This window comes from Vibrio sp. D417a, assembly GCF_030248595.1.
GTDB lineage: Bacteria > Pseudomonadota > Gammaproteobacteria > Enterobacterales > Vibrionaceae > Vibrio > Vibrio alginolyticus.
Genome location: NZ_JAHGAM010000001.1, coordinates 266958 through 287780 on the forward strand (window position 1 = coordinate 266958; position 20823 = coordinate 287780).

The window sequence follows — 20823 nt, forward strand, 5'->3', positions numbered from 1 at the left end:
TTTCAATTTTTACTTGGTAGTGAAGGTGTTCAACACGTTGGACTATCAGGGCTTTAATTTCAAGGTAAGCAAGATGAATCAAGTGTGGGTAACTGGTGATGCTGTTGTCGATCTAATACCGGAATCTGAGACTTCTTTACTCAAATGTCCCGGTGGTGCACCAGCGAATGTCGCCGTAGCAATTGCTCGTCTATCTGGTAAGAGTGCGTTTTTTGGACGTGTGGGTGATGACCCATTTGGTCGCTTCATGCAATCAACGCTCGATCAAGAGGGCGTGAGCACGGAGTTTCTCGTTAAAGATCCTGAGCAAAGAACATCAACAGTGGTGGTGGATTTAGACGAGCAAGGTGAGCGCAGCTTTACGTTTATGGTAAAACCGAGCGCTGATCAGTTTATGTCTGTTGAAGACATCCCAAACTTTAAGCAAGGTGACTGGCTACACGTTTGCTCAATTTCACTGGCAAATGAGCCAAGTAGAAGCAGCACGTTTGAGGCGATCAAAAGAGCAAAAGCCGCTGGTGGTTTCATTAGCTTTGACCCTAACTTGCGCGATGAAGTGTGGCAAGATCAATCAGAGATCCAAGCTGTCGTGATGAAGGCTGTAGCGATGGCTGATGTGGTTAAGTTCTCTGAAGAGGAGCTTTTGTTCTTAACTGACTCAACATCGATGGCGCAAGGTTTACAACAAATAGCCTCTTTGAATATTGCTTTGGTCTTGGTGACACAAGGTGCTAAAGGCGTTTGGCGCGTCTTTGAAAATCAGAGTGAGCTGATCACTGGTCAAGTCGTTAGTCCGATTGATACCACAGGTGCGGGTGATGCTTTTGTCGGAGGGCTACTGGCATGTCTGTCTCAGCATGACGATTGGAAAAATCATCCTGTTGTTAGCTCTGCGATTCAATGGGCAAATGGCTGTGGTGCATTAGCGACGACGCAAAAAGGCGCAATGACTGCGCTTCCGACCCAGACAGAGTTGCTGCAATTTATTGGGCAATGATCTCCAGATCCAATTTCAGTTGAGAAAAATTATGAGCTTAAACAACCGTTGGACTGTAGAGCAAAGATATCGCCGACTTGAGCAAATCCCTCAGTGTGATATCGAAGAAATGACACTTTTACGTCAGCAAGATAAAGGCTTTCCTAGTTTTCATATCGCCCCTAGATTTGGGCTGTTAAATGACCCAAATGGGTTGTGTTATTTCAATGGTGAGCACCACATCTTTTACCAGTGGACGCCTGTGGGACCAGTCCATGGAATGAAGTATTGGTATCACCTTTCTACTAAAGACTTCATCCATTTTACTGATCATGGCGTGGGTCTTCATCCTGACCAAGACTACGATTCACATGGTGTATATTCGGGCGGCGCTTTGGTGGAAAACAACAAGGCTTTGCTGTTTTTTACTGGCAACAAGCGTGACCAAAACTGGAATCGAATCCCAACACAGTGTTTTGCCACCATGGATTCAGACGGCAACATTGAAAAGCATGGTGTGGTCATTGAGAACGAACATTACACGGAGCACTTTCGTGATCCAAAAGTTTGGAAGAAAGGCGACGACTATTTGATGGTGGTGGGTGCTCAAACCAAAACCGAGCATGGTTCAATGGCGCTCTATCAAAGCAAAGATTTGAAAACGTGGCAGCATAAAGGTCCTATCAAGACCAAGTTTTCTGACCTTGGGTACATGTGGGAGTGTCCTGATTTCTTTGAGATTAATGGTCAATCGGTGATGCTGTTTTCTCCACAGGGCGTGAGCAGTAATAATCCTTATGATTTCAAAAACATCTATTCTGTTGCGTATATCGTGGGTGATCAGTTGAACCTAGAGTCGATGATTTTAGAAAACCACCAAGATATTTTGCAGCCAGATTATGGGTTTGATTTCTACGCCCCACAAACCTATTTAGATGAGAATGGGCGTCGCATTCTTATTGCATGGATAGGGTTGCCAGAAATCGACACACCATCGGTCACACACCAGTGGGCAGGAATGTTGTCTCTTCCTAGAGAACTAACGTTGAAAGATGGTTTTCTTGTTCAAACTCCACTCCCTGAATTGGAGAGTTTAAGAAAAGAAGAGGTGGTCTTTGCACAATCCCATACACTGGAAAGCACAAGTTGTTTGATCCAATTAGACCTTGAGGGCGATGGCTTTGAACTTGAGCTGAGTAACCTCAAAGGTGACAACATCGTCTTTAGTGCGACAGAGCACGAGTTTATGCTGGACCGTCGTCACATGTCTCATTTGTACGCAGAAGAATTTGGTGGTATTCGAAAAGCACCAAGATTGGACGCTAAGCAGACGATTGAGATGTATATCGACAATTCTGTCATCGAGATTTTCATTAATGGCGGCAAACACACGATGACCAGTCGTTTCTTTATTGATGACCTCAATACGGTAACGTTGAGAGGGTTGGAGCAAGCAAGGCTTTTCCCTTTGAAAGGTATAACTGGTTTGTTTGAATCAGCTAAGTAACGGTTTCGAATACATTAAAACGCCCTTCATTGATTTAGTGAAGGGCGTTTTTCTTTCTAACTATCTAACTTAACTGCCTATCACGCACGTAAGTTGTTTGAACTAAGGTATCCAGAACAACTTCATTCTTGGTGACTTTGAAGTTTAGCGGTTGTTCTAAATCCCCAAATAGAGGTGCGCAGCCGAGTGTAGCTTACTCACCGTTGGCATCTCGAACCTAGTTCACATTACCGCGACGTTTTTACTTATAGCGTGAAAGAAAATTCCATAACCAAAGGTTCTAACTAAAAGAGATTGCAGGACTTTTATTTAGCGAATTCGACCTAATATCTTGAGTATGCCTAATCGCAGTTGGCGAAGAGGTGATGTTAATAATGCTTGCTGGCGCGTAAGACCCGTCAGTTTGAAGATGCATTCAAACACAATAAGGGAAAACAATGGCTAACGAATACATTCCACCAAAAGTTTGGACAAACGATAATGAAAACGGCGGTCAGTGGGCGAGCATCAACCGTCCGGATTCTGGCGCACGTCATGAGCAAGAGCTTCCAGTTGGTGAGCACCCATTCCAACTTTACTCAATGGGTACCCCAAATGGTCAGAAAGTGACGATCATGTTTGAAGAGCTTTTGGCGGCTGGCGTAACGGCAGCAGAATACGATGCATACCTGATTAAGATTGGCGATGGCGACCAGTTTGGCTCTGGCTTTGTGGCTGTTAACCCAAACTCTAAAATTCCGGCATTGGTTGACCGTTCGGGTTCTGAGCCAGTGAACGTGTTTGAATCTGGCAACATCTTGTTTTATCTAGCAGAGAAGTTTGATCATTTCTTACCAAAAGAAGGCGCTAAGCGTGCTGAGGTAATGAACTGGTTATTCTGGCTGCAAGGTTCTGCGCCATATCTAGGCGGTGGTTTTGGTCACTTCTACGCGTACGCACCAGAGAAGTTCGAGTACCCAATCAACCGCTTTACAATGGAAGCAAAACGTCAGTTAGATGTATTAGACAAGCGTCTTGCGAACAATGAATTCCTAGGTGGCGATGAGTACAGCATCGCTGATATCGCAACATGGCCATGGTACGGCAACCTTGTGTTGGGTCGTGCTTACGATGCGGCTGAATTCTTAGACGTAGAAAGCTACAAAAACGTTGTGCGTTGGGCAAAAGTAATTGATGAGCGTGAAGCGGTAAAACGTGGTCGAATTGTGAACCGTTCATGGGGTGAAGAATGGGAGCAGTTACCTGAGCGCCACAGCGCAGAAGATATTGATAAAGTATTGAAACTTAAACCATAAGCAATCTTGGCCTAGCTACGTCAAATGAGTTTAGTTTTATCTATGCTTATACAGTGACCTTAATCAAATCTATAGCGCACCATATACGGTGCGCTATTTTTATTCTCATTTAGTCTCGAAATGCTAATTTATATCACCTCTTGAAGAGCATTTAGTTCGTAGATGAATCTTTAATGTATTTATATATTATGATGCAAAACAAAGCTCATATTTCCATGTTAAATATGGACTGGTCATACTGCTTTCTAATAATTAAATTATTTAAAAATTATAAACTGATTTTATATCCATTATAAATAAAATTAATGATAATTAATATTTGACATAACCACTAAATTTGTGTGGAATATGCGGGTTGATTTTTTTTGATGAAATAAAATTAATTTCTAATACTTTTATTTATGACAAGCTTAGCTTTTAGCGATGTTTAATTATTAATGCTTATATCATGAAAGAGGATATGTATGATGTCGTCGTTTGAGTCGTACTGGGTTGGGATACGTCAAAGAATAGCCGCACAAACCGAAGGTAACCGCAGTTTAAAGTCTCTAGTCATTAAAAAGCAGCGTGTGAACTTAAATAACAGTGGGTTATCCTTTCGCGCTAAGTCCGGATGCCTTATCCCTCACTGTTATACCAAGTTCTCTGATGAGATAAACCTAAAAACATCGAAAAAATCGTCTCTTAGTTTTAAGAAAGGAAAGCTGTATTTTTCTCCGATTTAATAATAAATTAAATTTACATAAATTATAATCTGAGGTTTTTAAATTTATCGATAATTAATTGCGATTTTATGATGCGTTTTCAATATGTTTTCTTGGTAAGTAATTAACTGGGCTTATTGTTGGTTGTTTTTGTTGTTTCCTATTTAGATATGGATAAAAGCTCAACTACTTTTCCTATACCAACTTACTCCCTGAATTGACTTGTGCGCTTTTTCTCTCCTCTCAAAAAACATAGCGTTACGGAATTATTTTCGCTCCTGTTTCATTCTTCAAGACGAAAGCTCTACCTACCTCTCATTATTTTCGACAAACATTGAGTAAAAGTAACCAATCGTAACAAGGTGGCTGTAACTGAGCGCCGTTTCAATATACTCGTTTTTTAACTAGGTAATCCCGCGCTTTGAATTCATTCGGGTACCGTTTGTAAGCCTTAAATGCTACTAAGATAAGATGTCATGATGAGAAAAAGTACTATATTACACACAGTGTTAATTACAGGGTTCGCTGCTGTATCCTCGTTGGCTTATGCTGCGCCTTCAGTTGTGCCAAATGCGCCAGAACTCAGTGCTCGTGGTTATGTTTTGATGGACTTCCATACGGGGAAAGTACTGGTTGAACGTGATGCCCACAAACGTTTAAACCCTGCGAGTTTAACGAAGTTGATGACTGCTTATGTAGCTGGTCAAGAAATTAATACAGGCAATATTACGTTGAATGATGAGGTTGTCATCAGCCGAAATGCTTGGGCAAAAAATTTCCCAGATTCTTCAAAAATGTTTATTGAAGTCAATACTTCCGTTTCTTTGTCTGACTTATACCGTGGTCTGATTGTTCAATCTGGTAACGATGCCAGTGTTGCTATTGCTGAGCATGTTGCGGGAAGTGAATCAGGGTTTGTGAGTTTGATGAATAGTTGGGCCGCCAAGCTTGAATTGTCTAACACGGCATTCACCAACCCTCACGGCCTAGACAGTGACGGTTTATATTCGACACCTTATGATATTGCCAAGTTGGGCCAAGCGATTATTCGTGACTTACCTGATATCTATCCGCTGTATAGCGAAACCTCGTTTACTTACAATGGCATCACTCAATACAACCGTAATGGCTTGCTTCGTGATCGTAGTATGAATGTCGATGGCATGAAAACTGGTTATACAAGCGGTGCGGGTTATAGTCTAGCGACTTCTGCAACACAAGGTGATATGCGTTTGATTGCCGTAGTGATGGGAGCGAAGAGCGAGAATGTTCGTGAATCAGAAAGCAAGCAGCTGTTGAGTTATGGCTTCCGCTTTTACGATACGGTAATGCCGACTGAGGCGGGTGCGGAACTTGCGAAAGCTCGAGTTTGGATGGGCGAAAAAGACGAGCTTACTGTCGGCGTAGCTAACGATGTTTATCTCACTTTGCCAAAAGGAGATGTAAAAAAGCTGCAAGCGGAAGTTGAATACAACGGTGATTTAGTTGCGCCAATTTCTGAGCAACAAGTGGTTGGTAAAGTGCTTTACAAAGTCGAAGGTAAGGTCGTAAATGAAGCCGAGCTCGTTGCATTGGAGTCCGTGGAGGAAGGCAGTTTATTCAAGCGAATTTTAGACTGGTTTAAGCAATTGGTCGCTAGCTGGTTCTAAACAGTAGCGAACTTCTCTCTATATCACTCTATCTAGTTAATGTTCTATTAAATCAATTTACTAAGGCGACCAACGTGGTCGCCTTACGTTTTTGGAATACTCGTTGCGTTAAAACGCAGGCCTTCTTGTAAGGGTGTGTTTTTACCTGACCAAGAGCGTTTTGTGTTTTTGGGTGCGAGAGAAAAGAAACTAGAACAAGAATGGAGTGACACGTGCACAAGATTTTATCTTTGACATTGATTTTATCGCTCATGGGCTGCGCTATGCCTTACCAGCAGGAGGTCGATAGCGGCCAATGTGTTGGAGTCATGACCTCTCAGGATGCATATGGTTATTTAAACCCAAACCATTACACAATGCAGGTACTCGCGCTAAAGCAAGAAAAAGATGTGAAAGATTATATTCGCTATATCGATCCTAAGCATCCGGTTTGGGTTAACTGGAAAAACAGCCGAGGCACGCGTTGGTATACGGTAACTGTTGGTGATTTTAAAACGAAACAGGATGCCTACAATGCGCTTTCTTCATTACCAAGCCGTGTAAAGCAGTCATCCCCGTTTGTGCTGACTTTTGCGGAAATGCAGCGTAAGCAACAAACGAGTGTTGTGAGAATGCGTTAGCCAACAAAAAACGGAAGCGATGGCTTCCGTTTTTGTATTTAGGAGTAAGCTTAAAGCGCCGCTAAAATCGTTTCTGCTTTGCTTGCTTCAAACTCTTTTGGCTCTTCAACGTTAAGCTTAGTCACTGTGCCGTTTTCAATGATCATCGCGTAACGTTGTGAGCGAATACCACCAAAGCCGCCTGTATCCATTTCAAGACCCAATGCTTTAGTAAAGCTAGCGTCGCCATCACCCAACATCAGAATCTCAGAAGCGTTTTGAGCTTCGCCCCACGCTTGCATCACAAATGCATCGTTTACAGAAACGCAAGCAATTAAATCAACACCTTTTGCCTTTAGCTCATCAGCTAATACCACATAGCCTGGTAGATGAGCTTCTGAACAGGTAGGGGTGAATGCGCCAGGTACAGCAAAGAGTACGACTTTCTTGTTCGCAAACAGTTCTGTAACGTCGTGGTTAACCATACCATCGGCAGTCAACTCACTTAGAGTTGCAACTGGTAGAGCTTGGCCTTGTTGAATCATGATTCTATTCCTTTTTGTGTGCTAGTTTAGCTTTCTCAGTCTAGCGTTTATAAATGCGGTTAACCACAGAGTCTTTGTAGGGTTTTAATACCTACGCGTTTGACCTTAGGCGTGGCACTGATGCCTTTATTGCAACGCTTCGTGCTGGTTTACGTATTGGCTAACAAGGTGACGATATTTCGCCTTTAACTCGTTATCGATAAAGCTGGCATCAATCGCGTTCATTGTAAATTGGGCAAGTTCACTCTTACTCATTGGATGTGCGTTGTTGACGGCCAAAAAGTTGTCCGTCATGTAGCCACCAAAGTACACAGGATCGTCTGAGTTAATCGTTACGGCGACCCCTTTTCGTAGCAAATCCACAATATTGTGATCTTTCATATCGTCGAATACACATAGCTTAAGATTCGATAACGGACACACTGTCAGTGGCATTTGGCTTTCGATTAAGGATTCAACTAATGCTTCATCATCAACACAGCGAACACCGTGATCCACGCGGCTCACGTAAAGCATTTCAATTGCATCGCTAATATTTTGTGCGGGGCCTTCTTCTCCTGCGTGAGCAACGGTAAGTAAGCCTTCTTCTACTGCTTGTTTAAATACGCGCTTGAATTTAGCTGGCGGATGACCTTGTTCTGAAGAATCTAGTCCAACACCAATGATCTTATCACGGTGTTTCAGAATAGCCTGTAGGGTCTCTATGGCGCTCTCTTCTGGAAGGTGACGGAGAAAACACGCAATAATTTGCGAGGTAATGCCAAGTTTTTCGTGACCATCTTTTAGCGCGCGAGCGATTCCATTGATAACGGTGTCAAAGTCTATGCCGCGTTCTGTGTGTGTTTGAGGGTCAAAAAAGATTTCGGTATGAATAACGTTGTCTTCTTTACAGTGCAGTAAGTATTCCCAAGTGAGATCGTAAAAATCTTGCTCCGTACGCAGAACTCCCGCTCCTTGGTAATAGAGGTCGAGAAATGATTGTAAGTCTGTGAACTGATATGCGCTGCGTAGTTCACTCGGAGAAGAGTAAGGGATCTCGATGCCGTTTCGTTTTGCTAATTTGAATAAGAGTTCCGGCTCAAGTGAACCTTCGATATGTAAGTGCAGCTCTACTTTTGGAAGACCTTGAATAAATGCGTTCATATTCCACCTTATGTGTATTGTGGATGCAGTTACTCTAAGAATAGGTATAGATAGAAATAAATCGAACGCTATCACAAAGAGTAAGACCCACGATGATCTCAACTCTTCGTAATCAGCACTTTGCGGGAACTGGTAGAGACCCCCAAACCATATCATTGGGGTTATACGAAGCAAACGAGAGGGATTATACGCAAAAATATCGCTTTGGCTATACGCAAATAACCTAGCTGTCATTAGTCACGGGGTTTCCTGTGAGCGAAACGACTATTTGCAAGTCACTTGAGTATAGAGGAGCCAGTTGTTTTTGCGTGTGTGAGAGGCACGTGTAATTAGAAGAGTAGTCTAAAAGAGTGGAGATTCGTTTGAGCAAAGGTAGGTGGCGGTACCTTGCACAACGATAAAGGCAGAGAAAGCACTAGAGAGCATTTATAGATCGAATAACTTATCAAATTCTCTTTGTTCCATAATGTCTTCTATGCGGCGTCGAGTTTTCTGCTTTACCGCCGCCGCGTTTTGTTCAGACTCTTTTTTGTCTTTTTCTGACTGCTTCTTACTTTTTCTAGCCATTGGATACCTTCCAAATTAGTTGCATTATCCATTAATGCATGAAAACTGAATCAGTTAACAGTAAAACTTCCTAACTTTGAACCTGAATCACAGAGAATAGTTCCAGATTGCGTTTTCTCACAATATTCAAAATCGATCATAAAGCTATGAGAAAGAAGTTTCGGTAATACGTGTCTTCGTAAAATATCACCATTTAATTGATGTATTTTAGCGTTCCAAGAGGTTTGAGGTTGTTCTAAATTAAATTCAATTTCTAACATTTATTCTCCTGTTTTTTAGTGATTTTATCTTTGTTAAGTAATTGATACCAATGCCTTTGACGGCCAGTTCTTTTTGAGGACATGATTTTTCCTATAAATAATAAATTAAGCAGTACTATTCAGTTTATTTTAGATAGCACAAAGCAATGCCTAAAATTAGGCTGAGTGATTGATGAAAGAATATTTTTGAAGGAGAGAGGTTTGGTGCAGCATGGGCATGCTACACCAAGAAAAGCAGTCTTATAGAGGAGTTACTTCAGTCGCTTGAGGACCTTTTTTACCTTGCTCTACATTGAAGCTTACTTTCTGACCTTCAGTCAGTGTTTTGAAACCGTCAGAAACGATAGCGTTAAAGTGTACGAATACATCTTGGCCGCCGTTGTCTTGAGATAGAAAACCGAAGCCTTTAGTTTCGTTAAACCATTTTACTGAACCAGTTACTTTAGACATAAAAATACCTTTGAATTAAACATTAAAATTATGGTTTGTTTTGTGGATCTTTTCTAAGCTATTGAATGTTCAATCAAGAGGAAGTTGTACGCAGGTGTCTGAATTGGGGATTCAAGATTTTACTGAGAGGAAACTTAAACTAAATGTTGCATTAACAGCTCTCTTCTAAGAGCCAAGGCACACTATACACCTTGTTTAGAAAATAGCTACATTTATTTTAGATAAATTAAATGTGCTCATTATTAACTCGATAAACTGTATTGTTCGAAAAAGTTGAATAAGTAGAACGAATAGTATGGCTCATAATTTTAGCTCATCAACCTAAAATAGAACCTTATCGATAGCCATAGATTGAACATGCGATTTGCAAGCGGTCACACAGATAAACTAGGAGAACTAGTATGAGTACATTCAGAGACATTCGTCAGCTTATTCCTGCGCAACCTACTGCTGATGGTGATGGAGTGAAAATTCGCCGAGTAGCGGGTTTCAATCATGCTAGCTTTTCTCCATTTTTGATGATGGATGAACTCAAATCAGAAGACCGTGCTGACTATATCGGCGGTTTCCCTCCGCATCCGCACCGCGGTATCGAGACTCTTACTTATATGTTGAAAGGTCATTTCCAGCATCGTGATCATATGGATAATGTTGGCGAGCTTCGTTCCGGTGGAGCACAGTGGATGGCGGCAGGAAGAGGCGTCATCCATAGCGAAATGCCTATTATGAAGGAAGGCGAACTGCATGGTTTCCAAATTTGGATTAACCAGCCTGCGAAAAATAAGATGCAGCCAGCTCAATATCATGACTTTCAACCTGAAACGATCACTGAGTTTGATACTCCGAATACGGGGGTTGTACGTTTGATTGCGGGTCATATGACTATAAACAACGAACGAATTCAGGGGCCGCTAACAGAGACAGGTGTTGCCGCCACGGTAGCCGATTGGAGAGCGATGGGTGGTCAAGCTTTGAATTTGAACACGGAGCAAGACAACAACATGATGCTCTATGTCTATAAAGGTCGTATTCAATTAAAAGGTCGTGAGATCAATCAAGGCGAAATGGCCATTTTATCGAAAGGTGAATGGGTTGAATTGCAGGCCGAAAAAGAGAGTGGTGCACTGATCTTTATTGGTGAGCCAATTAATGAACCCGTGGTGCATTATGGCCCTTTTGTCATGAATAGCATGGAAGAGATAGAACAAGCCATCCAAGACTACAACTCTGGGTTGTTTGAAACTTACTAGTTTTGACAGCCTACTCGCTTTTTCAGTTAGCGAGCAAATTAAAACAGTTTTGAGCCTGAATATTGGGCTCGACCAGAAGCAAATACGATAATCCACTGCCATCGAATTTGCGTTAGCCACGTTTAATCCACGTGGCTTTTTTCTACTTCTGACTCCATCGTATGATGGCTTCCTTTCCTGCTTCAATTCCTAACTCATAAGCATGACGCAGTGGTGCTGGCGATCGACTCAGCCGTTTCAACTTGAATGTTTCAGGAGGACACACTTGAATGATTTCGATACCAGGTGGTGGGTTGTTGATCAGCGCTAAGGTCTGATTGTAGCGAACTTCACGTGTCAACATCGGTTCAATTAATCCGGGCGTTTCTTTCAACATCCTCCTAGTTAGGGCGCTGAATCTTCCTCTTGGCTTTTGATAGCTTGCGGGCTGACTGCGTAAAACCATAATCTTTTTGGCTCCTCGATTTATTGCTTCCGCAACAGGAAGTGCGTCTGAGACGCCACCATCAACGTATTGAATTCCGTTCAGTGATACACCATTTCGGTAAAGTACAGGCAGTGCGCTGCTGGCTTTCATTGTTTCTGCCAAGTCGTCGATATCAGGAAGGTGGTACTCCGCTTGCCCATTGTCTTGACGCGTCACGCCTAAAAAGAAAGGTCGTGAATCAGCTTTGAGCGCAGATTTATCGATGCCAAGTTCTTCGAGGGTGACATTCCACATCCAGTCTAAGTTCATCATATCACCACCACGTAGAAGTTGAGATGGAGAGATAAATTCTTTTCTTAAGCTGTAATCGAGGTAGATTTTTAAGTTACGTCCGGGCATTTTAGCTAAGTAGGCAGCCAAGTTGCTAGCACCCGCAGACACTCCCCAAAAGCTATCAAATGGAGAGAACTCGCTAGCAAGAAAATGATCGAGTATGCCGCATGAAAATACGCCTCGCATGGCTCCACCTTCGACAATCAATGCTCGAGAGCCTACTTTTTCCATCACTTCGCTCCACTCTTTATCAATCGGATAATAGCGTGCAGCTTAACGCATAATGGTTTTATACCCAAGTGGGCCAAAGGTCTAGGTTGCGTTCCTTTGAATAAAAAGGGCATCAACGGATGCCCTTGTCACTTTTAGCCTATGGAATTGCGGGTAATTGAGTCGCTAATTTAGTGAAGGAGACCGAGCGAATTAGCCCCCTTACATAGAGCCATACCTGTAGTCCCATACTGATCGTTGTTGGAATAGTTTGATGATCACTTGTTAAATAGGCATACAAACACTATCCAGAGCGTTGTAAGCAAAAGTAATGGGGTGAATACTTTCTGGATAGAAGCGCCATCAGTTAAATTGTAAATTTTGATGGATTCATTATAGAACGCTCGTTTGAATTCTTTGAAGCTAATGTCGCTCTTCGCATGCGACTGTTCATAGTGCTGGTGCGCAGCGTCCGATAGCTGGTATTCCAAGTCTTGGAGCTCGTACTCCTTGTTAAAAAACGCATCCCAAGCCGAAAGGCGGGCTATCGTTTTAGGAGATGGATCCCCATTTAGTTTCTCTAGACGCTTAGCATAAGCTGCTTGATATTTATCCACGGTATATTCCTGTCTGAATAGACGTTGAGTTAGAACATATGTAAAAAGAAAAATAAGTAATAAAAGGTTTTTTACGTTCTATACCTGTGATAAATGCTAAAAAGTTCAATGCTCTAGCACTCCGATGTCGCAAATGATATTGATGGAATTGCTCTGCGACAAATAAAATAATTACTCTAGATAACAACGAATTTTTGTTGTTTTTTAAAAAAACTGATCATGAGATTGAGTGGGGAGTTTTACCGAGAAGAATTTCGCTACTGTAACTGTCTATATTTACTCAAAAAGAGAAAATCTTAGAAGCTTTCTTTGATTGATGTGAGATATTTTAGGTCGAAAAGCATTAATTTTGGCTATGATTATAGTTCGTCTTTTTGTTGTTGAACTCTACTTCGAGGGGGAAAGAATCCATATTTCGAGCATAGGATAGCTCGCTTTTTCGTTACGTCGTTCTTGGAGTTTGAGTCAGTGACGACGCTATGAGTCTAGCATCTTGAACTCACTTGGGTGTATTAATTAATTATAAAAGTAAAGCAGTGCTGAGCTAGGATAAACTTCAACGTAAAGGTGACGGTATGAATATACAATCAGCCATTATTGAATATGCGATAGCGATTATAGGCTTACTTTTGACGGGCGTTACCCTCTGAGCATGACTGCCCAGAGGATAGAAAGCGCATTAGCTTTTTGCTAACGATTGATGTTGTATCGAGCCATTGCAGCTTCTTCTGACGATACAACCGTTTTACCAATTGGTGCGAGTGAAATAACCGCTAGCTTGAGGTGTTGGAGCGCAAACGGAATGCCGATTATGGTGACAAAGCATGCTGCGGCAGAAAGTACGTGACCGATAGCTAACCAAAGGCCTGCAAATACAAACCAAAGGACGTTACCAATAACGCCGAGCGGACTCGTGCCAATGTCCATTTCATTGGTCAATTCATCGCGTGAGATGGCCTCTTTACCGAATGGGAAAAAGGAAAAATTACCCATAACGATACACGCACGCCCCCAAGGTATTCCGATGATGCTAATAAAGGCCAAAATACCAAAAAACCACCATAGCAACCCCATAAATACGCCACCAAATACAAACCAAATGATGTTACCAAGTGTTCTCATTCTATTTCCTTTATTCTTGAATGTGATGATTCAGATACCTGAGAGCACCGTAAAACAAATCTAAACCGTCTGTTTTGTCGATGTGTGCTTTTGTGCCCTCATTCACCTGATTGATAGAATAATCGCCGTAGTCTTAACAGAGAATGAATGCCTTCCTTAAGGCAAGTCTTTTTAGTATAGAGCGTAATACTCAATCAAGCATATAGCCAAGAATCGCATTATCTAGAGACAATTTTCTCGAGATATTGACAAATTTGCTCTGCCAATCGATGGCTGGCAATGTTGCGTGTTACTACTTCATCAGCAATATTTCCAGACTCAACGACGCCAAACCAATCGAGCAACATCGAATGGAAACCTTTACTCGTCAGCATTGGCGTCCAGTCTTTCAAATTGATTTTTTGCTCTTGGTTAGCTTGCCATAGTTTGCCTTCAACGAAGGAGTCGAACTCAACTTCCTTGTTTGCATAACAAGCTTGAACGCGCTCTGTAGTGATACCGAAGTGGCGATTCATCGAGGCGTGGAGCAAAGTATCTCCATGTTGCCACTGAATATCTAAACGCGCCAACTGACCACCTTCAAGTTGATGAGTTACATAAGCATCTCTTAGATCGGCTTTGGCTGTGACGTTAACGCTGTCTAATGGGTGAATAAAATCATCAAATATAAAGGTACGAACATCCCCCGGTAGTTGGTGACGGTTCTTTTCCCAGCGTAGCGACTTTAAGTCAGATATGTTGCCTTGCTGCACTTGTGGCATATGTTGGTTGTAAAGTGGAATGTGACGACGGTTAAAGCCCACATAGAGTGGCTGTCTCTCTTTTTCAGCAATGTCGTACAGCTTTTCCACGTCATCAGCACTGTTCGCTAATGGTTTGTCGACAAAGGTTGGAATTCCATGCTGCAGAAAAAATGCCGCTATTTGAGGGTGTACGCTTGTTGCCGCATGAATCATGACGGCATCGACGCCAAAGTGTAGAAGTTGCTGGTAGTCTTGGCAGATCTCTGAGATTCGATACTGCTTAGCCAGGCTCTCAAGTGTGTTTGGGTTGCGGGTACAAAATACAAGTTCGATATTTGGAAGCTGAGTGATAACAGGAAGGTATGCTTTCTGAGCGATATCCCCTAGACCAATAATACCAATTTTCATCCTAGTCCTTATCTCGATGTATGGATCGCGGACTGTCAGTATAACGCTTGGCGCGGCGATGAGTTTAAATACCTTGTTAGAAAAAGCCTGATTCACACTTTGAGCCAGGCTTTATTGAATGATTCAGGAAACGGCTCGGCAGGCTTTGAATATATCTAACTTGCTATCGTAGGCTTGAGTTTGTACATCCATAATGCCTAATAAAGAGTGGAATACGTTATCATGTGAGTATTGGCCTGCATTCTGTGCTTGTTTATACAAACAGTCGGTATTGATCTGCTTCGCTTGTTTAAAGCCCGAAGACAGCCACATGATCAAAGGAACGCGTTTTTGGAAATCTGGTGCAAGGCCATAAGGCATACCATGTAAGAACAATCCATTTTCGCCTAGTGACTCACCGTGATCCGATATATAAATTAGCGCGGTATTATACTCAGACTCTAACGCTTTAAGTTTTTTGATGGTTTCTGCCAATACAAGATCGGTGTAGCGTATGGTATTGTCATATGTGTTCACTATTTGTTCGATGCTACAGTTTTCGATATCTGCACGTGGACAGTCTGGTTTAAAGAAGGCGTTGTCTCTTGGGTAACGCTGAAAATAGGTCGGACCGTGGCTTCCTATAAGGTGCATGGCGACCACTCGGTTACCGTGCATATCCGCGACTTCCTGATCAAAATGATCTAATAGCGCCATGTCGTAACAAGTTTGGCCATTACACATAGGGCTTACTTGCTTTCGATCCACTTCAATTTTCTTGATCTTGTGGGCTACTTCTTTATCCCCACCGTCATTTTCTTTCCAAATGAGGTCAACCCCAGCGCGCAGCATTATATCGAGAGCATTGTCCTGGTTATCCGCTTTGGTGCGTTCAAACTCGTTTCGCGTGAGCTGTGAAAACATACAAGGCACAGATACAGCAGTCGCGGTGCCACAAGATGCGACGTCTTGAAATGAGATAACATCCAATTTACTAGTATAAGGGTTTGTCTCTCGTGTATAGCCATTGAGTTGGTAGTTCTGCGTTCGAGCGGTTTCTCCTACGACAAAAACCAGTAGTGTTGGTTTGCGCTGTGCTTGCTGTACGGCGCTATCTGACTGCTTTGCATCTGTGCCGATTTCTCGATATGGCTCTGGCGTGGTGAAATATTTCTCCTTCACATACCCGGTCGTGCTGTAAACGAACTGGGTGGGTATGATGATTTTTTTTAGGTGGCTATTGTTGCGCCCTACAGATGCGTAGTCTTGATAGTACACGCTGGCAATGACGGCGATGACAGCTAGCGACGACAGCATCGATACTAATTTGGTAACAGAGAAGTACAGTAATTGGTGACGTTGAGATTGCAGCTTGACCTTAAAGACAATTATCGATGGGATAACTCCCATAATCAGCGTCCAAATTACAGAGTGAGCACTCAGGTAAGAACTCGCCTCGCTCGAATCGGTTTCAACAATATTGGCAATCATTCCAGAATCGAAAAGTGTGCCATAGTTATAGCTTGCGTAGCTCACCATACTTGAAACAATGATTAAAATTATAAAGAACGGCTTGCCGATCCAAGGCCAACTAAATAAATTAAAAAGGAAATTGAGCGCGGCAAGAAAGAAAATTGGTATTGTGATAATAAATCCAATCTTGACATTATCTAAGTGTGTAAAGATGCCGATCAGTTCTTTATAAATAGGGATATTTACGACGAGAGCGAAATACAGCGCCAACAGGAAAGTAAAGGTAACGTAAGAGATACCTCTCTGTTGTAAATCATGTGTCTTCATAATGAGTGTCTTGAATAAAAATTAGAGCAAGAACGAAGCCCAAATAAAAAGGGCAAGAGTTAACGCAACAAATACTGCTGCTGAGCCAATATCTTTGGCTCTACCACTGAGCTCGTGCCAGTCATCGCTAACACGGTCGACAACCGCTTCTACGGCGGAGTTAATGAGTTCGACGATCAATACCAAGAACAGGCTACTGATCATCAGCACTCTTTCGTATGTGGTGACAGGAAGGAAAAAAGCACAGACGGAAAGCACCAAGGCGAGAATCAATTCTTGTCTAAAAGCGGCTTCGTGTGTCCATGCGGCTTTCAATCCTTGAAATGAATAGCCGGTCGCATCCATGACACGGCGTATACCTGTTTTACCTGGCTTCAAAATATGACCTTACTATTTAAGCATTGGGATGGAACACATATCCCAGAGAGGTAACGAGATTAATCGTTACAGCGTGAAACATTTGTGAATAGAATCCATCGCGCGATAATTTAAGAAAAGTGCTTATTTAATCAAGATCGTAGACGGTATAGCCTTTGTGCTGGAGGCATTTACGCAATACGAGAGATTGAGTTTTGGTTGAATCATTTGTTCCACTCAAAGCACCAGCTCCAGCTCCTACAGCACCGCCGGCAGCAGCACCGACAGCCGCTCCACCTAATCCGTCTTCTAGCGCACCAGCAGCTGCGCCGATCAATGCGCCTGTAACTGCCCCATTAGTGGCTTCAGATTTCGCTGCCTCTGATTTGTCGACATTTTCTGCATAGCCTTGGCAGTAAAGAAAGTCTTGTTCATATGTACTAGGGTCGACATTGGTCATGTCGACGACAGGTTTTTGGTTGTAGGCGCAAGCTGTAAGCGTAGAAGTAAGCGCCATAATCAGGATAAAAGATTTATACATGAGTACTACCCATTTAGTGTGTGAATCTTATGGATTAAATGTACACTGTTTTATTGTTGGGCTCTGTCGCTTGAGTGTATTGAAGTGTCGTCTTCTGTAAACGGGGTAGGAAGGTTAAGTTAACTGTCTGATTTTTTGAGGCTAAGTGTGAAGCAAGCTCCTCCAAGTGGGCTATGGCAAATCGAAACTTCTCCACGTTGAAGCTCCATTATCTGTCTGACAATCGCCAAACCGAGCCCAAACCCGCTCGTCTTTTTGTTGCGAGATTCATCCGCGCTGTAAAATGGTTCGAATAGATGAGGCCAATGCTTTTCTTCAATACCTATGCCATCATCATGAACATTGATGAAGCAGCGGTGCTGATCGTGTTTTATCTCTACTAAAATCTGCTTATCTGCGTACCGCATTGCATTGCGCAGCAAGTTATCTAAGGCTCGCTTTAACAATTTTGGGTCAGCAAACGCGAGAACGTTTTCTGAGTTTACTTCTTGAAGCGAGATAGCGAGCGTAGTCTCTTTTTGCCATCTCTGTCGTAACTCTTTGACTAAGTTGAATAGGACGACTTCTTCTTGAGTTTGTAATGCTGTGTCAGGACGCTCCATCTTTGCGTAGTAAAGCAATTCTTCAACCATTTCTTCCATCTCGTCAATGTCTTCGACGATACTGTAAACATACTTTTTCTGTTGTTCAGTTAAGGTTGAATCCGATAACAAATCTGCTTGCCATTGTAAGCGGAAGATTGGGGTACGCAATTCATGTGCAACGGCGTTAGTTAGCATTTTATTGCTAGTGATCAAGCGAGATACTTTATCGGCCATCGTGTTAAAGCTTTTGTTTAACGTCCCAACAGACTTAGCGCTTGAGGTACTAGCTCGAGCCTTGAAATTACCTGAGGCAAACTCAACGGTCACTCTCTCTAGCTCTCGAATCCGACGGCTTAAGAACCAGATCAACAATATGCAATACAGAGCAAATCCAGCTAAAAAGAACAACCAAACGATATTGTCATCAAAGTTGGCTGCTTTAACCACAGGACTATTCGGATTATCGCTCATTTTAAAGATAGGCGTACTCGCATCTAGGCGGAACCAGATATCCCTTTCTTCATCGTAAGCGACGTTAACGGAGGTATCACTTTCAAACGCCTTTTTGATGTCTGTTGGAAGCTCTTCAAGCGTATGAGGCACCAACAAACGATGGCTTGATGTGGCAAATTGTTCCAACTGTTGTTGAGTATATTCTAATCCGTGTTCTTTATAGATAGGATAGATCAGATCGTGAAAAGCTTGACCCTCATGCTCTTGTAATAGGTAGTCATAATCTGTGTTGATCTCATAAACTAAGAACTCGTATCCCCACAAGCTAGCCATAAACAGAATGATAAGGCCAACAAAGCTTTCCAGATAAATACGTCTCATTATTCATTCCATGCATCAGGCATAAATAGGTAGCCTTTGCCGCGAACGGTAATGATTTTTTGTGGTGAGCAAGAAGCATCGCCTAGCTTCTTTCTCAGTGTCACTATGCGATTATCAATGGTGCGGTCTGTTCCATCGTATTCAATACCACGCAGTGTTTTGGTCAGCCACTCGCGTGATAGTGTTTTTTCAGCATGCGTTGCAAGAACCCACAACAAATCGAACTCGCCGTCTGTCAGCGCAATTTCTTCTTGGTTCATTACGCACGATTTACGCAACCGGTTTAAACACAGAACACCAATTTGTAGGCCGTTTTCGGACTCGGTAGGCGCCGCCTCTTTTCTTCTTAATAGCATGCGAATACGAGCCAGCAATACGCGAGGTTTGATGGGTTTAGTAACAAAGTCATCTGCGCCTATTTCTAATGCGGCGACATGATCGAAGTCATCATCACTTGCTGTTAGCATCAACACTTTGCCTTTGTAGCATTCTCGGATTTGACGACATACACTCAGACCATCTTGCCCGGGTAGCATCAAATCTAACAGCACCACGTCTGGTTGTGTGTCAATAATCGCATTGGGTGCGTCCGTCCCATTGTCGATACATTTGACCTGAAAACCTTGTTCAACAAAATACTCACCCAACATAGTTTGTAATTTGGGATCGTCTTCCACAATGATTAGAGATGGTTTGATTTGTTGTGCGTTCATTTAAGTGATGTATACAATATTTAATATCAATGGAACTTAAACAAATTTACGAATTATTTCAAATAAAGCTTTCTCAGAATAAGGTTATCGGATGAGTTAATTGGATAAAATTGCCAATTAATGATTTAAATCTAATCACCAATCACATTTCGGGAGATGTAAAAAGGCGCAACGTTTGCGCCTAGGTATGGAATCTTAAAGCGAAATTACCGCTTATTCGGTGGTACACACGACGCTGTTGTCGCTGCCAAAAACATTTGGAACGTAAGCATCAGCTTGTGGGTCATTTTCCCACTTCGCATCATCGAGCAAGTAACGGAACTGAACATTCTGCGCTTTAGGTAAGCGGGTTTTAAATTTAAACTGACGACTTTTCTTCACTAATTTCATCGGTTCTGGCTGCCAGTTGTTGAAGTCTCCAGCAATTTGGACAGAGTCCCACTGATCTTTATCTAGCTCGAACGTGACTTCGACTTCATCTTTTGTCTTAAAGAATCTTTTTTTAAGCATTGATCTTTCCTTGTTCGTACAAAAACTGTTCTAACTATTACTCGTGTTTCATAATGATTTCAAGTTTTATAGAATTGTTGCTGGTATCTGATGAGGGGAGTATCCGAACGGTGAATAGCTCGTTGTGCTGGTTTCGTGTACTGAGGGAGCGTTAGAGAGAAAATTCACTAGCCTAAAATAGTCAAAGAACAGAGTTTGTTAGCGAGCCGAGAGTCCGTATCTTGAAGTCAAACCGTTATCATGTATTATCTTAAATCACCATTTTCCTTGATGTAGCTATGTTGAAGTTTAACCGTACATTGTTGACTGCGATAGTTTGCTTAGTTGCTATGCTTTTGAGTAGTGTCGCTCCTGTGGCGCAGGCTTCCGCTCCGATGAAAACAATTGAAGTACGCGATCTTATTGTTCAACAGGCTGCTCTACACAAACAACTTGGCGTCAATGACGACTGCGTAGAATCACATCACGATGAGTCAGCCATCAATAAGGCACAACAATCTCACACGAGTTGTAGCTCTTCCTGCATGGTCAAAATTCCCGCCAACTTATCTCAAAACGACTTACTGCTTCTTCCTTATAGCCTTGCCTTGATTGATAGGCCTCTAGTCGAAAAAGTAGTGACAGTGATCACCAAGCTTTATCGTCCTCCGATTGTTTAATTCCTCATCTCAAATTACTTGGGGTTTACCCCTTTTTACCA

Annotated in this window: 22 protein-coding genes, 1 pseudogene and 1 riboswitch; of the genes and pseudogenes, 7 read left to right on the forward strand and 16 right to left on the reverse strand. The window is 42.3% G+C overall.

From position 1 onward, the window contains the following. Positions 1–73 precede the first annotated feature (73 nt). Entirely contained in the window at positions 74–997 is a 924-nt protein-coding gene (locus tag KI742_RS01255) for an aminoimidazole riboside kinase (protein WP_213895371.1), read from the forward strand. A 31-nt stretch (positions 998–1028) separates the two neighbouring features. Then, on the forward strand, positions 1029–2483 hold the full coding sequence (locus tag KI742_RS01260) for a sucrose-6-phosphate hydrolase (protein ID WP_285384949.1): 1455 nt from the start codon (positions 1029–1031) through the stop codon (positions 2481–2483). Between the two features lie 64 nt (positions 2484–2547). Here KI742_RS01260 and KI742_RS23520 read toward each other — a convergent pair. After that, positions 2548–2667: pseudogene (locus tag KI742_RS23520) on the reverse strand (dihydrofolate reductase); the annotation flags it as partial. A gap of 253 nt (positions 2668–2920) precedes the next feature. Between KI742_RS23520 and yghU the strand changes: the two are divergent. From yghU to KI742_RS01275, 3 genes are all read left to right on the forward strand, one after another. Next, positions 2921–3778 carry a glutathione-dependent disulfide-bond oxidoreductase gene (gene yghU / locus KI742_RS01265; protein ID WP_005373705.1) on the forward strand — a complete coding sequence of 286 codons (858 nt, stop codon included), beginning with the start codon at positions 2921–2923 and terminating at the stop codon, positions 3776–3778. A gap of 1183 nt (positions 3779–4961) precedes the next feature. Next, a complete protein-coding gene (locus KI742_RS01270) occupies positions 4962–6131 on the forward strand; it encodes a D-alanyl-D-alanine carboxypeptidase family protein (protein ID WP_285384948.1) in 1170 nt (389 codons plus the stop codon). A 212-nt stretch (positions 6132–6343) separates the two neighbouring features. Beyond that, positions 6344–6751 carry an SPOR domain-containing protein gene (locus tag KI742_RS01275; RefSeq protein WP_005373701.1) on the forward strand — a complete coding sequence of 136 codons (408 nt, stop codon included), beginning with the start codon at positions 6344–6346 and terminating at the stop codon, positions 6749–6751. Between the two features lie 50 nt (positions 6752–6801). On the opposite strand, the gene KI742_RS01280 is transcribed toward KI742_RS01275, so the two are convergent. The 5 genes from KI742_RS01280 to KI742_RS01300 all read right to left on the reverse strand — a co-directional run bounded on the left by KI742_RS01280 (position 6802) and on the right by KI742_RS01300 (position 9695). Further along, positions 6802–7275, reverse strand: a complete 474-nt coding sequence (locus KI742_RS01280) for a peroxiredoxin (protein ID WP_005373699.1) — start codon at positions 7273–7275, stop codon at positions 6802–6804. A gap of 126 nt (positions 7276–7401) precedes the next feature. Beyond that, positions 7402–8418, reverse strand: coding sequence for an adenosine deaminase (locus tag KI742_RS01285; protein ID WP_213867594.1), 1017 nt, complete (start codon positions 8416–8418; stop codon positions 7402–7404). Positions 8419–8507: 89 nt separating this feature from the next. Then, positions 8508–8607: riboswitch (purine riboswitch) on the reverse strand. Between the two features lie 237 nt (positions 8608–8844). Beyond that, positions 8845–8985, reverse strand: coding sequence for a PA3496 family putative envelope integrity protein (locus KI742_RS01290; protein ID WP_017633782.1), 141 nt, complete (start codon positions 8983–8985; stop codon positions 8845–8847). Positions 8986–9035: 50 nt separating this feature from the next. Beyond that, positions 9036–9245, reverse strand: coding sequence for a hypothetical protein (locus KI742_RS01295; RefSeq protein WP_005373692.1), 210 nt, complete (start codon positions 9243–9245; stop codon positions 9036–9038). A 240-nt stretch (positions 9246–9485) separates the two neighbouring features. Beyond that, complete coding sequence (locus tag KI742_RS01300) at positions 9486–9695, reverse strand: cold-shock protein (protein ID WP_005373691.1); 210 nt, start codon at positions 9693–9695, stop codon at positions 9486–9488. A gap of 401 nt (positions 9696–10096) precedes the next feature. Here KI742_RS01300 and KI742_RS01305 point away from each other — a divergent pair, with 401 nt between their 5' ends. Continuing rightward, complete coding sequence (locus KI742_RS01305; RefSeq protein ID WP_206958741.1) at positions 10097–10945, forward strand: pirin family protein; 849 nt, start codon at positions 10097–10099, stop codon at positions 10943–10945. Between the two features lie 142 nt (positions 10946–11087). On the opposite strand, the gene KI742_RS01310 is transcribed toward KI742_RS01305, so the two are convergent. The 10 genes from KI742_RS01310 to KI742_RS01355 all read right to left on the reverse strand — a co-directional run bounded on the left by KI742_RS01310 (position 11088) and on the right by KI742_RS01355 (position 20123). Next, a complete protein-coding gene (locus tag KI742_RS01310) occupies positions 11088–11936 on the reverse strand; it encodes a patatin family protein (RefSeq protein ID WP_285384947.1) in 849 nt (282 codons plus the stop codon). A 257-nt stretch (positions 11937–12193) separates the two neighbouring features. Continuing rightward, positions 12194–12532, reverse strand: coding sequence for a hypothetical protein (locus KI742_RS01315; RefSeq protein WP_017635147.1), 339 nt, complete (start codon positions 12530–12532; stop codon positions 12194–12196). 690 nt (positions 12533–13222) lie between these two features. Next, entirely contained in the window at positions 13223–13654 is a 432-nt protein-coding gene (locus tag KI742_RS01320; protein WP_005373685.1) for a YccF domain-containing protein, read from the reverse strand. A gap of 218 nt (positions 13655–13872) precedes the next feature. Further along, entirely contained in the window at positions 13873–14805 is a 933-nt protein-coding gene (locus KI742_RS01325; protein WP_285384946.1) for a Gfo/Idh/MocA family protein, read from the reverse strand. 123 nt (positions 14806–14928) lie between these two features. Beyond that, positions 14929–16584, reverse strand: coding sequence for a phosphoethanolamine transferase (locus KI742_RS01330; protein ID WP_213866912.1), 1656 nt, complete (start codon positions 16582–16584; stop codon positions 14929–14931). A gap of 21 nt (positions 16585–16605) precedes the next feature. Further along, positions 16606–16962 (reverse strand): diacylglycerol kinase, encoded by a 357-nt coding sequence (locus tag KI742_RS01335; RefSeq protein ID WP_017635149.1) that lies wholly within the window; start codon positions 16960–16962, stop codon positions 16606–16608. Between the two features lie 127 nt (positions 16963–17089). Next, positions 17090–17482, reverse strand: a complete 393-nt coding sequence (locus KI742_RS01340; protein WP_005385575.1) for a hypothetical protein — start codon at positions 17480–17482, stop codon at positions 17090–17092. Positions 17483–17601: 119 nt separating this feature from the next. Next, the gene (locus KI742_RS01345) at positions 17602–18900 is read right to left on the reverse strand and encodes an ATP-binding protein (protein WP_005373675.1); all 1299 of its coding nucleotides are present in this window, start codon (positions 18898–18900) and stop codon (positions 17602–17604) included. Then, complete coding sequence (locus tag KI742_RS01350; RefSeq protein WP_005373673.1) at positions 18900–19613, reverse strand: response regulator; 714 nt, start codon at positions 19611–19613, stop codon at positions 18900–18902. Before KI742_RS01350 ends, KI742_RS01345 begins: the two co-directional genes overlap by 1 nt. Before the next feature lie 213 nt (positions 19614–19826). Next, the gene (locus KI742_RS01355) at positions 19827–20123 is read right to left on the reverse strand and encodes an isoamylase early set domain-containing protein (RefSeq protein ID WP_017635151.1); all 297 of its coding nucleotides are present in this window, start codon (positions 20121–20123) and stop codon (positions 19827–19829) included. 278 nt (positions 20124–20401) lie between these two features. Here KI742_RS01355 and KI742_RS01360 point away from each other — a divergent pair, with 278 nt between their 5' ends. Beyond that, positions 20402–20782, forward strand: coding sequence for a hypothetical protein (locus KI742_RS01360; RefSeq protein ID WP_005373669.1), 381 nt, complete (start codon positions 20402–20404; stop codon positions 20780–20782). The last annotated feature ends 41 nt before the right edge of the window (positions 20783–20823 follow it).